Source organism: Fibrobacter sp. UWR2, from assembly GCF_002210285.1.
Lineage (GTDB): Bacteria > Fibrobacterota > Fibrobacteria > Fibrobacterales > Fibrobacteraceae > Fibrobacter.
Genome location: NZ_MWQE01000001.1, coordinates 387335 through 402601, shown reverse-complemented (window position 1 = coordinate 402601; position 15267 = coordinate 387335). Strand labels below are relative to the sequence as shown.

At 48.7% G+C, this 15267-nt stretch carries 10 protein-coding genes; 2 read left to right on the top strand and 8 right to left on the bottom strand.

The window, feature by feature from the left end; all coding sequences use genetic code 11:
* Positions 1 to 36: 36 nt before the first annotated feature.
* A complete protein-coding gene (locus tag B7994_RS01585) occupies positions 37 to 3498 on the bottom strand; it encodes a glycoside hydrolase family 2 TIM barrel-domain containing protein (RefSeq protein WP_088636722.1) in 3462 nt (1153 codons plus the stop codon).
* Positions 3499 to 3677: 179 nt separating this feature from the next.
* On the bottom strand, positions 3678 to 4859 hold the full coding sequence (locus tag B7994_RS01580) for an esterase (RefSeq protein WP_088636721.1): 1182 nt from the start codon (positions 4857 to 4859) through the stop codon (positions 3678 to 3680).
* Positions 4860 to 5010: 151 nt separating this feature from the next.
* Between B7994_RS01580 and B7994_RS01575 the strand changes: the two genes are divergently transcribed.
* A complete protein-coding gene (locus B7994_RS01575) occupies positions 5011 to 6171 on the top strand; it encodes a class I SAM-dependent RNA methyltransferase (RefSeq protein WP_088636720.1) in 1161 nt (386 codons plus the stop codon).
* Between the two features lie 77 nt (positions 6172 to 6248).
* Here the strand turns inward: B7994_RS01575 and B7994_RS01570 are convergent, their stop codons facing one another.
* Genes B7994_RS01570 through B7994_RS01560 form a run of 3 tightly spaced genes read right to left on the bottom strand, consistent with a single transcriptional unit; the run spans position 6249 to position 9704 of the window.
* Positions 6249 to 6866, bottom strand: a complete 618-nt coding sequence (locus B7994_RS01570) for a hypothetical protein (protein WP_088636719.1) — start codon at positions 6864 to 6866, stop codon at positions 6249 to 6251.
* Between the two features lie 23 nt (positions 6867 to 6889).
* Complete coding sequence (locus tag B7994_RS01565) at positions 6890 to 8155, bottom strand: nuclease-related domain-containing protein (protein ID WP_088636718.1); 1266 nt, start codon at positions 8153 to 8155, stop codon at positions 6890 to 6892.
* 1 nt (position 8156) lies between these two features.
* Positions 8157 to 9704 (bottom strand): hypothetical protein, encoded by a 1548-nt coding sequence (locus B7994_RS01560; RefSeq protein WP_088636717.1) that lies wholly within the window; start codon positions 9702 to 9704, stop codon positions 8157 to 8159.
* Between the two features lie 152 nt (positions 9705 to 9856).
* On the opposite strand from B7994_RS01560, the gene B7994_RS01555 reads away from it, so the two are divergent.
* Complete coding sequence (locus tag B7994_RS01555) at positions 9857 to 11041, top strand: MFS transporter (protein ID WP_088636716.1); 1185 nt, start codon at positions 9857 to 9859, stop codon at positions 11039 to 11041.
* 3 nt (positions 11042 to 11044) lie between these two features.
* Here B7994_RS01555 and B7994_RS01550 read toward each other — a convergent pair whose 3' ends face one another.
* The 3 genes from B7994_RS01550 to B7994_RS13865 form a co-directional block, all read right to left on the bottom strand.
* The gene (locus B7994_RS01550) at positions 11045 to 11815 is read right to left on the bottom strand and encodes a hypothetical protein (protein ID WP_088636715.1); all 771 of its coding nucleotides are present in this window, start codon (positions 11813 to 11815) and stop codon (positions 11045 to 11047) included.
* Entirely contained in the window at positions 11812 to 14400 is a 2589-nt protein-coding gene (locus tag B7994_RS01545) for a hypothetical protein (RefSeq protein ID WP_144063700.1), read from the bottom strand. Before B7994_RS01545 ends, B7994_RS01550 begins: the two co-directional genes overlap by 4 nt.
* Positions 14401 to 14467: 67 nt before the next feature.
* Entirely contained in the window at positions 14468 to 15232 is a 765-nt protein-coding gene (locus B7994_RS13865) for a hypothetical protein (protein ID WP_144063699.1), read from the bottom strand.
* Positions 15233 to 15267 lie beyond the last annotated feature (35 nt).

Here is a 15267-nt window from a genome sequence, read left to right as displayed (position 1 = left end):
AGCCGGAACGCCCGATGTTGGATGTGTGGAACTTTTTTACTTGACGTTTATGCGGAACGTCTGCCCTGCCTTGGAACGCACCAAGTAAGTGCCCGCATGCTTGACGGCATTCTTGGTGAGCGCGTGCAGGTCTTCAACACCGCGGGTCATGAACTTCGCCACGAAACGGCCTTGCATGTCGAACACGCTATAGTTGCTTCCCATTTCAGGAATCCTGAAGACAAGAGGCTGCGTTTCCTTTACCGCAACGGTGACGTCGGTATCGGGCTGGTTCTCGTAAATAGCCTCAATTTCCTTCTGGCCATAGGGTTCCGCCGGCAAATCGTTCCAGCCGAAGTTCTTGAAGCCGAGCAGCGAGTATTCCGTCGGGTCATTCAACTGCTTGCGGATCGGAGCGATGCGGAACTTGTGAGAGTATTCGCGGTTCGCATTCAGGCGGTAGGCATCAAGCGGTTCGGCACCCCAGGAGTTGATACCGCCGAGACCCATCTGATGCAGGTCTACACGGAGCGTGATATCCTTGTTGCGCTTGAGTTCCCACGGGAGCTTCACGTCGGTAAGCTGTTCCGGAGTGTAGTGCTGTGCACTGAATTCCATGCGCGGGTTACCCACGACCATGAGGCCCTTGCCGGTCTTCTCGTTCGTGAGCGTCGCCCACTTCACGTCGGTGCGCTGGCCCGTTTCGCCAATTTCCATATACTTGACCGTCATGGAATCTGCAAGCGTAGAGAAGAGGCCCATGAAACTTCCGCGGTTGCGGCCCATGTAGTTCTCGTCGGGACCACGGCCAAACCAGCGGACCTTTTCGTAACCTTCAGGAACCGTGAAGAGAGTACCTACGTTCGGGATATAGCTCTTGGAGCCATCCGGATTGAACGTGTATTCCACAACGATATCGCCACTGCCGTAAACGGTGTAAGTCATCTTCATCTTGGAACTGCCCACATCCGGGAAACCGAAGTTGAATGTCACCTGGGTCTCTTGCGGAGAAACTTCCTTGACTTCGGAGGACACATTACGGTTCTTGCTCGCCTTGCGCCATTCGCCGTGGCCGCGTTCCATATTGAAGCCCTTGTCGTTGTCGGTCGGGGCGCGCCAGAAGTTCGGAATACCGCCGTTCTTGATGATGGTATCGCCATCCAAAACGTAGCTGGCAAGCGTTCCGTTCTTGTCGTCGAAGGTGACCTTGAAATCCGTACCTTCGATGACAACACCGCTGACACGGGAAACCCTGGCGCCGTCCATGGTGCTGATATCCACTTCGGTAGACCAGAGCTGGCCCAAGTTGATACCGAACTGTTCGTGAGCCACGCTGTGGCCTGCCTTCGCCCAGAGTTCATCCTTCTTCAGGCGGAAATCGATATCCAGGTGGTATTCGGCGCCGATGGTCGTCTCGATTTTCGGCATTTCGATAGAAACTTCCTTCTTCTGGAGGGGTCCGATATTCATCTGCGAACCATCCAGCTTACCGCTCTTGATAACCTTGCCGTTTTCCTTGAGTTCCCAGAAGGCATCGAGGAAGTCGCCGAGATTCTTGTAGAGGTAACGGCTCTCGATTTCAACCTTGCCCTTGGCGGCATCCACGTTCTTCACGCGAATCTGGCTGTACTGATACTTGACTTCCCACATTTCCGGCTGAATCGCACGGTCGGGGAACACGAGGCCGTTCGCACAGAAGTTGTCATCGTTCTGCCAGTCACCCCACATACCGCCGAATTCCCAGTACGGAGTGCCCTTGTGGTGCAGGCCCTGGTCAATAAAGTCCCAGATGAATCCACCGAAGGCGCGCGGATTGCGGTAGAAGGCGTCCATGTATTCCTGCAAATCGCCCACGGAGTTGCCCATAGCATGTTCGTATTCGCAGAGCATCACGGGTTTGTTGCCATCGTTGTAGCCGTTGATGTAGTCGTAACCCCAGTACATCTGGCTCGTCACGTCGGCATTGTTGTTATCGCCTTCGTAATGCACGTAGCGGGTGGAGTCAATTTCATGAGCACGCTGGCGTTCGGAGGCAAACACGTTGCCGTTGCCCGCTTCGTTACCTAAAGACCAGAGGATAATGCAGGGGTGGTTCTTGTCGCGCTGCACCATGCTGTTCAGGCGGTCCACCACCGGAGCGCGCCAGTCGTCACTGCTCTTGGGCAAGTCGCCGTTTGCGCCATGGCTTTCGACGTTCGCCTCGTCAATCACATAAATGCCGTACTTATCGCAAAGATCGTACATTACCGGGTTGTTCGGGTAGTGCGACATGCGGAGCGCATTGATATTGAATTTCTTCATCAGGATGATGTCCTGTTCCATGCGTTCGCAGTTCACCGCGCGGCCGTTATCCGGGTCGAGTTCGTGGCGGTTCACACCGTGGAACTTGACCGGCATGCCATTCACCAGCAGGCGCGGAGCACCATTTTCCTTCTTGATTTCAATCTTGCGGAAACCGATTTTGTTGCTTTCGACCTGGATAATCTTGCCGGCATTGTCCTTGATGGTGAGCACGGCCGTGTAGAGGTACGGGGTTTCTGCAGACCAACGATTCGGCTTGGTGAGCGGGAGTTCAAAATGCACGCTCTTTTCGCCACCATTCGCACCGATGCCCGAAACCTTCTGCGCGCTGGGAGCAATCACTTCGGCGCCGGCATCGTTGTAAAGCGAAAGTTCGACGGTGAATTCACCCGAAGAGGAACCCGTAGAGTTGTAGATCCAGGCGGTTGTCTTCAGGAGACCATCGGTATAGTTATTCGTAAGGGTTGCGTCAATCTGGAAATCCTGAATATGCACTTCGGGAACAGCGTAGATGTACACGTCGCGCATAATGCCCGAAAGGCGGATGAAGTCCTGGTCTTCGAGCCAGGAACCGTCGCACCAGCGGAACACCTGCACGGAGATGTTGTTCTCGCCCTTGCGCAGGTACTTGTTGATGTCAAATTCGTGACCCGTGAAGGTGTCTTCGGAATATCCCACGTAGTTGCCGTTCACCCAGACGTAATAAGCAGATTCTACGCCTTCAAAGTGCAGGCGGATGCGCTTGCCGTTCCACTTTTCGGGAACAGTGAAGGTACGGCGGTAGTGGCCCACCGGGTTGAAATCCGTCGGCGCGTACGGTGCGGACACGCGGTTGTTCTGCGCCCACGGGTAAACCACGTTCGTATAAATCGGATGGTCGTAGCCAAGCAGCTGCCAGGAAGACGGAACCGGGATTTCGTCCCAGCCGGAAACATCGTAGTTGTCCTTGTAGAAGTCGTTGTTGCGCTGGCTCGGTTTTTCGACGTGGTAGAATTTCCACTTGCCGGAGAGCGTCTGGTACCATTCGGATGCATGACGGTCGCCCTTCACGGCCTCTTCCACCGTAGTGTAGGGCATCGAGGTCACGTGCGGGTTAAGACGGTTTACACCGAAAATGCGCGGTTTGCCGTTCCATTCGTCGTTCGGGCCGCTCTGCGCAAATGCAGTAGCACAGGCAAAAAGGCCGATAAGGCCCATCGTAGAAACAACTTTGTTCATAACATCCTCTTTTTTTATACACCTAGAATAAAAATACCCCTTTTTAGAACGCAAATCAATCGTCAAAAAACAATCTCTATGGATGTTTTGTCAAGGGTCAAAAACGCATTTAGCCCGCAAACAAAACAAAAATGCCTCGGGATATCCGAGACATTTTTGGGTGTGTGGGATTGTGAAACCTAGAAATTCTTGCACTGGCCTTTCCACTTGCCCGGCTGACCATTAATTGCGCCATCGATGTACTTGCCGCTAGTGCCGACAAAGTCCTTCTTGCGCCAGTCTTCGCCACCGAGGTGCCAACGCATCCAGGCAACCGTAGCAGCCATGCCGCCCCACGGGCCCGAACCGTGGCCCCAGCCACATTCGCCGTTGTAGCATTCATTGCCCTGACCGCCGGTCATCTTGAGGAGGCAAGCCGGAGCCTTGACGTTATTGTTGTTGTAGTCGCCTTCGGCGTTCGGGCGTTCCATACCGCCTTCACCGTAAACGATTGCAGCAGTCTTGGAAGTAGAGACGTTGGCCAGTTCCGCATGGTTGAATGCACCGCTGTTGTTGAGCACCGCAGTAATCACGCGATCGTCGTTAATGAGCATCTTTTCGGACTGGAGACCGCCCATGGAGTGGCCGCTTGCACCCACCTTGGTCATGTCGAGCTTGCCAAACAGCACGTCGCCCTGGGTTTCGTTCTTCTTGGAGAGCCAGTTGAGTGCAGGAATGCCACGGTTCGTGCCATCCGGAGATTCGCTCGTAGCAACCACGACGAAGCCGTGAGAAGCAAGACGGCGAATGATGCCTTCGTAGTCGTTCGGGCTGGAACCGCCGCCGGGGCCCCAAAGGATAACGCCGTGCTTCTTGTCGTTAGAAAGCTGCTTCGGGTAGCAGAGGACGCCACCGCCGTTATCGGCAGTATTCCTGATATATTCAACTTCGAGGTAGTTCTTGTCTTCGTCCGTGCCTTCGGTAAGGAAGATGCCGGCCGGCTTCACTTCTTCGCTGGAAGAAGAAACGACCGTTTCGCTAGAAGAGGACTGCGGATTTGCGACTTCGCTGGAGCTAGAGGCCGGCGTCACCGTTTCGCTAGAAGCAGGGGGGACCGTCTCGGAACTAGCCGGATTGACTGTCTCGCTGGACTCGGGAGCAGCAATTGTGCTGGATTCCGGGCCCACGCCAGTGCTGGACTGCGGATTGACGGACGTGCTAGATTCCAAGTCAACAGCCGCACTGGACTCCGGGCCGAGCGCAGCGCTGGATTCAGGATTCATTCCCGTTTCTGGCCCTGGTGCGGCAATAGTACTTTCATCACAACTCATGAATGCGAAGGCACTCACCATAATCAAACCCTTCAACATCATGGATTTCATGTTTGTACTCCTTTTCCTAATCGGTTGTACCCCTAAACTACATAAACGCTCCCCCCTTCCCTACACGCCGCAAGGCAGTTTTCTTGGACAAAAAATCCATAGTCCAAATTTCCCCCTACAAAGAAATTGCGCAAATTTCTACATTTTGGGCATGCTCTTTGAACAAGCCATCGCCCACCAAATCCCCAATTACACGAAAGAATCCGATTCCGCCTACGGCGAAACCCTCGCTCCCCTCAGCTATAAAGAAGAGCTGAAAGTCAAGAACGATGCCATCCGTGAATTCTGGGATGTAAACAGGCTCCCGCGCAACCCGCAGCCGGTAACCGCAAGCCCCATGCCCCGCAACTACCGTACCACCAGCAAGCGGCGCGTCGACATGCAGCCGGGCGACCTGCGCTTCAACGAATACGACAGCATCTTGGAGCCCGAAGAGCACAACGCCATTTACCGCCTGCTGTTCGACAAGCTTATCACGCCGCCGTACAAGCCCCTCGCCTACGCGCTCAACTGGATTATCATCCGCGGCACGTACAAGTACAGGGTCGTGATATTCAATATCAAGAAAATCGATGCCGCGATCGTCCGCAAATTGAAGCAAATTGCCGAAATTTTGCAAAATTCGCCCTATCACGTGACTGCGGCGCACGCCTACATTGACACGACGGAGTCCGATTACTACCTCGAGGCCAAGCGACCGACCGAAGGACTTTCCTTTAAGCAACTCTTTGGCCCGCGCGAACTTACGCTCAATTTAGGGCATTTCAGCCTCAAGTACCCCGCGACCGGCTTCAGCCAGGTGAACGAGAGCCAGATACACAACCTCATCAAGGCCGCTGGCCGCCTGCTTTCGCTTACCCGCGAAGACAACTTCCTCGACCTGTACTGCGGTTACGGGCTCTTCAGCTTTGCGCTGGGCGAAGCCGCAAAATCCGTACTCGGCGTCGAAATGGAAGGCCCTTCCATCGAATGCGCGAAGGCTTCTGCGAAATATCTCAAGAAGAATTACCGCTTTGTCGCAGGCAAGATCGACGAGAACTTCGTGCAGACAAGGCTCCCGCGCCCCGTAGCCGGCGAACCCGAGAAAATCCTGCTTGACCCGCCCCGCAAGGGCTGCGAACCCGGAGTCATCCACGCGCTCGCCATGCGCAAGCCCGTACGCGTCTGCCACGTTTTCTGCGGCACCGACGAGATTCCCGCCTCCATCAAGGAATGGGAACGCTACGGCTTCCGCGTCAAGGAAGTGCAGCCGCTCGACCTGTTTCCAGGCACCCCGCACCTGGAAACCATCGTGATGCTGGAACGCAAATAGGGTGTCAATCGCCATCTAGGGACGTGAAACACTGAAAAATCCAAGCCCCACTCATTTTGATGGATTGGAGGGGGTGATTATTGTCGATGAGTCAATGCGATGATATTCATTATTAATGCAGTTGCAATAAGAAGCATTGATAAGAAAATCCCGGCTCCTGGAGATACAGAAATCATTCCCATTGCGCTTGTTGACAAATCTCTACATGAAAAATATCCAACCAAGAATGTAATCCATATATATAAAACGCTTATTCCGCCGGCAATAATTGCCAAAACAGCTTTGTTCATAAAGCTAAAAACGGCAGCGGCAATCACAAAGACGAATATTCCCGCCACCCAAGGCGATGCATCATAATGAGTAGATTGATTCTTGTATGAGGAATCGATTTCTCTAGCAATTTGGTCTAGGGAACCAACTGAAGAAGTTCTGATATCACCGCCTATAGTAATCTCATAGGCATTGAATTCTGCGACGGGGACATCGGAACATGTGACTGTAAAAAGAGGCAGCGCTAAAGCAACAAGGACCAATAAGTAAGGAATTCCTGCTATACGATTCAAAATGCCGCCCAGCATTGTTGTGCCAGAAGCTGCGTTTGCTTGCGGTCTCGCCGCAAAAGTTTGCTGGTATTTTTCGTATGCATCTTTTTGTTGGCTTGACAGCAAAGATTCTTTCATTTCGTCTAGAGTCATGGGTAAATTCCTTTTGAAGATTCTTATTGGTCCTTATATAATTTTTCTAGCTTCTCACAAATCTCTTTTTGTGCTTGCCCAGAGAAAGCTTGCTTATCAGGAATGTTGCCTAATTCTTCTGCTAAATATTGAATAAGCCATACGGGAACGCTCGGGCGTTCTGTACGACAAGTAACATCCGCGTTAGCCATAATTACAATTCCATTCACCCATTTTTTTTCTTTATTGCGTATAAAATCTGATTCAAGATATTCAGCAAGTTGAGCGGCATTTGCTTTAACCTGAATGGTCGGATTATTCTTCAATCTCTTCCTTTTCTTTTTTTGCAAATAAAACCAATCGTCCCCTGAATTTTCATATTTTCCATTGTATGTTTTTACTTCGAATACGAAAACGCCTTGAGGGCCAACCAAAACAATATCCATATCTCCTTTTTTGTTTGGCAAAATTAGGTTTCTGAAGGCGTGATATGAACCATCTAGGTATTCTCGCATTACATCGATAACTTTATCTTCTCCTTCTCGGCCTAGCCTGTGCCTTTTGATTTGTTCGCCGTAGTCATCAAATTTTTTTTCTGCAGTATGTTTTATGATGAGGTTGCCTAAGAAGACACAAAGCATAACTATTACAAGAATGAATGTGAATCCCAGAAATTTTGCATCTGCAATAAATTTGACAAGAGTTGGGAATGCTCCTGTTATAGCCATATAGATAAGATCTGCAATAAGTATGACTATGCAAATGGCTAAAAATGCTCCCCAAAACGCTCCTTGTTTGAAAGAAAGTATTTCAATTTGTTTTTCCATGAAACTTCGATTGGCGGTCACCTTTAGTGAGCCCTTTGGTTCGTTCATTCGTTCATTTTCTATGCCTAATTGTGATTGAAGAATAATGTGCGATGCTACACGAACCTGCTCGTCCCATGCTTTTTCTATGGCGTACGCTAAATCCCGCTTTGTTATATCACGGTTGTCAGTTAGCTCACCCATCGTGCAACCGATTTTTCCAGTGTATTTGCTGAACGGCCATATCACAGCCCTTGCTTCATCGAGGTTCTTGGGGATGTGCCCTTTTTCAATAAATCTTTTTGTTGAAAGTTGTTTTTGTTTTAGTAAAACGGTGCAAGCGTTCTTAATTGCCGGATCGTAGGCATTTTTTGCACCCCACTCGAGACGGCTTGTGGTCAGAAAACCACAGTCAAATAATTCACCCATTGGCCTATAATTATTTTTTAGCCAATAAGTACTGCGAGCTCTTTCTAATGTCATAAAAGGTGCAGCATTCTGCATATTATTCCTCTTCCAATTTCAAGATGGGATAACCGTCATTCAGTTCGGAGTCGTAGACGAATTCGTCACCGAGGAGTTCCGCGAAATCCTCGGACTTCATTTCGTCGGATGTCTTGGGGGTGGCGACACCGCCGCCATTGTTGAGTCCAAAGGGTTCCTGTTCGCCTTGCTCAAGGTAATAGTAGTCGGCCATGGTGGTGTTGTAGTTATAGCCAATCATTAAGCCGACTAAAGAATCGCCGTCGACTTTGCCGGTACTGTAAGCGGCACTGGTGACACCTTCTTCGTTATAACCGACAATGCCGCCAACATCATATGAACCAAATATATCGCCATTATTATAAACAGCATCAATCTTTGCTCTTTGAGCGTGACCAGAAATTCCACCAGAGAATTTATTTCCTACAATATCATTCACATTAGACGCTTCATTTATAGACACACATTGGGCTTCTCCAACAATTCCTGCCGTATAATTTGTTCCGGTTATTTTACCAACATTTTTGACATTAGACATAAATCCATAAATTTTATTAGCGGGGCAATAAATATCGCCAAAGTAACTTGCAATTCCTGCAGTAAACTCTTTCCCAGATATGTTCGCATTATTGATTGCTTCATCCAAATCTGTAGAAGAACCTAGATGTCCCGCAATTCCGCCCACACCATACGTTCCCTCAATTTCACCTTCATTCGTCACGCTCCTTATTGTCAATCCTCCATCACTAGAAGCAACAATTCCTGCAACCAGTTTTTCTCCCTGAATAAAGCCGTAATTGCCACAGTTTTCAATAATTCCTTTCTTTGAATAGACGTACGATGTTAGCGCTACAACTCCCGCTGTTGATTCCGCTTTACCGATTACACTTGACTTGTTTTTGGCGTTTCTTACAATTCCATCTCCACGAAGAACAGCAACAACACCCGCAGTATTTTTTCCTCCGCTTACCCAAGAATTTTCCACAGTCAAGTTCTGCACGGTTCCGCTGTTGTTCCCGAACAATCCATTATGCGAACTCGTGGTGTTGATGAACATTCCGCTAACCGTGTGCCCGTCGCCATCAAAATTTCCCGAGAAAGCAACGCTTGAATTCCCGATAGGAGTCCATTTGTGGAGCTTGGCGGAGTCCGCAACTAACGCACCCTTGTCATCGATAATCTTGCCTTCGTTGAGAATGATATCGGCGCCGAGTTTGTAGTACTTGCCTTGATATTCTGTCTCGTTTGCGCCGACGATAAAGGAAAGTTTGGCCAGCTGTTCTGCAGTCAAAATGATATAGGGGCTAAGTTTAGTCCCAGCACCGCACGCAAAATCCTTGGCTGTTGTTCCGTCCCACGCATTGCCCGATTCACCAACGCAATCTTCATCTAGATCCTCTGCAAAACTACTGGAAGAAACCTTTTCTTTTGAACTGGAACTTTTGTCCCCCTTCTTACTAGAAGAACTTTCCGTCGCGGAATCATCTTCCTTCGGAGCCGATACGGTTTGCGAACACGATGCAAAAAACACCGCGCAACCAAGGATTATCATTGCCTTAAAATGATTCATAACATAACCTCCTTTTTAATATACCTTTTTCCTATAAAAAAAGATCCTTGCCACCGAATCACCCTTCCGAAGCATATTCCCAAGCGGAATAAAAGCTCCCTTTTTGTAAGCAATCTCCAAAATTTCTATCTTTGGCCTCCGGGATATTTGACATGACGGACGCTAACACAAAACCTGCCCTCTGGACGCGGAACTTCACGACCTGCGCCGCAGCGAATTTTTTGCTGTTCTTCAGTTTCTACCAGCTGTTGCCCATCCTCCCGATGTTCATCATCGAGAAGTTCCAGACCGACAACGCGACCGCAGGCATCGTCATCTCGCTCTACACCATCGGCGCGCTCGCCTGCAGGCCCTTCGCGGGCTTCCTCGTAGATACCCTCAGCCGCAAGCCGCTGTACTTCTGGACATTCTTCGCGTTCACCCTGTGCTTTATCGGCTACAAGGCGCTCGGGCTCATCCCGCTCCTCGCGGTGCTCCGTTTTATGCACGGGCTATGCTTCGGAATTTCTACGACAGCAAGTAACACGGTCGCCATCGACGCGCTCCCTTCGAGCCGCCGCGGCGAAGGCATCGGCTACTTCGGCGTCAGCGTGAACCTCGCTTTCGCTACGGGCCCCATGACAGGCATGTTCCTGTACGAAGCCTTCGGCGACACCATCGTATTCGCGATTTCCATAATCCTGTGCATCATCGGCCTCGTCCTGGTGCAGACCCTCAAAGTCGCCCCCAAGGAGAAAAAGCCGCATGCCCCGCTCTCGCTCGACAGATTCTTCCTCACGCGTGCCATCCCGCAGTTCGCGAACTTCATCTTCGTGGGGTTCGCCTACGGGCCAGTAACCAACTACATCGCGCTCTACGCGAAGGAACTCGGCATCGGCGGTTCCGGCTGGTTCTACGCGCTCATCGCCGCAGGGCTTATCATCAACCGCCTCACCACAGGGCGGCTCATCGACAGGGGTTACCTCATCCACCTGGTAGGTACAGGCATGACGCTCAACATCGTCGCCTACTTCCTGCTCGCCTTCAGCCACTCTCCCGCAACCTTCTTCGGGGCAGCATTCCTCATCGGCACGAGCCTCGGGCTAATCTTCCCGGGCTACCAGACCATGTGCGTGAACCTCGCCCGCCACGACCAGCGCGGCACGGCCAACAGCACCTACTTAAGCGGCTGGGACATCGGCATCGGTATCGGCATCCTCGCGGGCGGCTCGATGGCCGAACACTTCGGCATGCACCAGCAGGTATTTTTCACCTGCGCCATCGCGCTTGTAATCGCCGACATCCTGTATTTCACATGGACGGCACGGCACTACCTGAAATATAAACTGGAAGGGTAAGGCCTAATTCTTCGACAAAAACGGCTTTTCGTTGCCGACTTTCAGGATTACGGGGTAAAGCGGCATACGGATGGTTTCGCGGGCAATACCTTGCTGGATGACCCGGCCGTTCATGTCGAAAATGAAGTACGTTTGACCAATCAAGCGCTCCGGGATATGCGCAAGGCCATTTTCAAGAACAATTTCCGCGGCACCGTTTTTCTTCACCTGTGCAATGGGGGCCTTTGCACAGGCCTTTTTGGCCCAAGTTATGATTTGATCTGGATACACAAAGGGAGTTTCCATTACTTTGACCCACGATGTCTGAAACACTTCTCCCTCATCATAATCGTTCAGCGCATATACCAAGGAATCAATTAATGAATCAGCCTCCTCGTACGCCATGTTTAAAAAACCACATTGCTGCCAATGGAGGAATTCATCTCTAAAGACATCGCCTAAGCCATGTGTTGCAACGGGAATGCTATACATGTAAAGGATGTGTTCTCCATCTTGAGGATATACCCCCGGAGGCAAGCCCGTATAGAGGAAGACATTAGAGTCAAGAAATGCTTTTTCACTTGCTCTCCCATATTTAAAACATTTATACCCATCTTCCAATTCTTCTGATAACGTATCTGCAACGACAACATAAGTTCCCGATGAAAACACATAATCATCATACCAAATCGTTGAATCTAAAAAATGAATTTGTACCCCATAACGAATATTGCAATCATCTTCTGCAAAGACCAGCGAGCCGACTAGTAAAAGAAAGGCCAGAATTTTTTTCATATCTTTCCTCCATTGTTTTTTTGTTTATTTTCACTAAACACATATTCCACCCGTTCTCGGTCGAATTCAAAGGGAATATTTTTCAACTGGGTATATTGATGTACTGTAATTTTATCTGCAAAGAACTGACCAAAAAATTTTTTTTCGTGTGTTTGACCCAATACAATCTCTGCGTTCGGAGCAATAATCGAGCCGAACCAATTCACATCAAAAAAGACCCTGTCGACACCTGAATAAATCAGCTTAAACTTTGCCGCGACAGGTTCGTAAGAGAACTGTCCATTAGCCTTGTAGATAAACTTTGACCTCCATATGATTCTTCGTTTAACATAAAGAATCGTATTTCGCGCCTGATTTTCAAAACCCACCTTGCCTCCAGAATCCAACTGTAGGTCCCCAACATAAACTTTTCCTGTAGGAAGATAGACCACACCTCCCGATTCAACCTTCAGTTTTTTCAAATGAAGATTATCTCTCAAAAAACAGGTATCCCCCCGCTGGACAACCAGGACGGAATCACCCTCGTCAAAAGAAGGGGCCTTAATATCCAGTTTCCAGGGCCATTCATCATCATCGAAATGCCGTTCAATGGTAGCCTTTCCATCAGGCCTCACCGTGGTCAAATCACTGGAACCATAATAATTAACCGCAAAAGTATTATCGTTGCTGCGAATAAGTATTTTATTCCTTGCATAAAGATTTACCGGAGCCACCCTAGCCCCCATAATCATCCCATATTCAGAGTCTGTCCCTTCCGAGGCATACATACAGTATCGGTTTAAATTACTTTCGCAAGCAGTGCCATCATTGACATTCAGCTGCTTCCGTACGTAAAGCACGACATCTTTCGGCAACTCATTTATGTCCATCGAATCTTTAAAGACGTTTACCTTATAGGGCTCCGGGTCATCTCCATCCAAGATGCCATCGTTGTCAGAATCCGGGTCTAATTCCGCACGCTTGCCATCCCCATCCACATCGGCCATATATTCCCTCTGGACTCCTGCGATAAATCTCATTTGCGTCAAATCAATATTCATCCCGACATACGAGCCTCTTAAATCAAGGGATCCCTTTTCGAGAATGGTGTAGGAATGTATTTCATCCTTGTCTTTCACCCGATCCGAATCGGAATCATCCAGGTTTGGATTAGTCCTGAAGCGATAGATTTCGTCAAAGTCCGTTATTCCATCATTGTCAGAATCAGTCCATTCGATTGTTCCTTCATTGTTTTCAACGCCGAGCAAGGGGCTCATATTCCGAACGCTTTCCGGTTTGTCGATTATTATATACCAGCCAATTGCTTTAAAAAGGGAGTCCGCCAAGAACACTCCGTTATTTCCTAAATTATCTACATTGACACACCGGACAAAGTTGCCATCATCCGTGATATAATAAGAATCTATCAACATAATATGCCCACTAGTCGTATTTGGCCAGGTCATCTTTATTAAAATTTCCTGGTTCTGCGCCAAAAAATCCTTGACCTTATCGAAAGTCAAAGGTTCTTCTTTGTATGAGATATTTTCATAAGGCGCCAGCGAATCTAGCGCATATTTCAGTCCAATTTTACTCTCTTCATAAGAAGCCTCGGCATTCAACAAAAAACGGAACGCATTAACGGAGTCTCCGTTACTCTTCACACGCCAGATTATTTCATCGAGCGACAGGTTGCCCTCATATAACTGATTCAGATTCTTTATAGCAATAGCCCAGCAGGAATAGTCCTCTATTTCGTCCAGAAAAGTTCGCCCTAGGTGAGGTCTGTCCCATTCACGGAGGTCCGCGTATTCTCCCCACCCTACAACAAGCATCGGGGTATCCTTGTGTCCTGATACCGATCTGATATTGTGACTCATCGAATCCCTCACAACCACAGAGCCAAAATAGTCAATAGTCAAGTAATTGAGCAATCCACCAGCCCCTGCACCAGAATAACCGGTTCCCGAATTTTTCGCCTCGACCTGCCACAAATAATCCCCGGCACCAAGAGCGACAGATTCTCGGTTCTCGTAAGTTTCTTTCTGGTACACCAGTTGCGTATCCGTAGTGAAAACCCTCAGCCTGTATTTCTCCGCATTGGGGACCCTGTGCCACGCAAAAGGAATAGGATCTCCCTCGTCAATAAGCATATTGGTTCCAGAGACTAGAGTCACGGGAACTGCATCGGGTAAGTGGTTCCCGTCAACATTCACTTCGACTTTGCTATTGTTTACAAAAATGGATGATGCAATGTAGCTCGGATCCAGACTCTTGTCTCTTTCTTGCCAATTCACGTCATGTATGCCAAGGCAAATACCCGATTCATATGGGTAGATTCCCGGGGGCAAGGTGTCGACGGAAATCGTTAAGACCCAGATATTCTCACGCAGCGAATCTAGTCTAGCTCTAGCTCCGCCCAGATCATACCCCTCTACTACAAGAAGTTCATTTCGCCCTTTCTGTACAAAAAACCTTACATTTATATCATAGAGGTTTTTCCCCGTCTCGTTATTTATCCGGAGTCGAAGAGCAGTCTGCTTCGATGAATTTACCTGCTCGTCTAGAGTCTCCACAGTAATGGCAGAAACATCACAAATAAGCACAAGGAGAAAGATTATCTTCGATAAAAAGAATCGCATCGCCTGTTTCCCGAAGCAGTTTACAACCAATCTATAAAACAGGCACTAGTTTGTCAAGAACAATTTTCTCATTCCCGACTTTCAGGATTACGGGGTAAAGCGGCATGCGGATGGATTCTTTTGCAATGCCTGCCTGGATGACTCTGCCGTTCATGTCGAAAACGAAATACTTTTGCCCCATCAGGCGTTCTGGAATATGCGCCAAGCCGTTTTCAAGAACAATTCCCGCGACACCGTTTTTCTTCACTTGTGCAATGGGAGCCTTTGCACAGGCGCGTTTCGCCCAGTTTTTAATTTGGTCAGAAGATACATCAAAATAAGCCTCCTCAATTTCAACCCAGGACGTTTGAATCACTTTACCCTTGTAAAAGTCATTCAACGCATCAACCAAGGATCCGACCAACGAATCCGCTTCTTCGTACGACAAGTTTAAAAAGCCACATTGCTGCCAATGGAGGAATTCATCCCTAAAGGCATCACCTAAGCCATGATTCAGTATGGAAATACTATACATATAAATACTTTTTTCACCAACATGCGGATAATAAAGAAAAACATTAGAATCAAGGTAGGCAATTTCACTCGTTTCTCCTTTTTTTAAACACTTATAACCATCAGGAAGAGATTCTGATATAGAATCCGCTATTACAGTATAGGTCCAATAAGGGAGAGTTTCACTATTATTCCAAATTGCAGAATCTATGAAGAGCACTCGAATTCTTGTATCAATACCGCAATCATCTCCCGCAAAGGCAAGCGATGCGACTAGTAAAAGAAATGCTAAGGCTTTTTTCATCTTATAATTAATCTATAAAACAGTTGCCAGCCTGT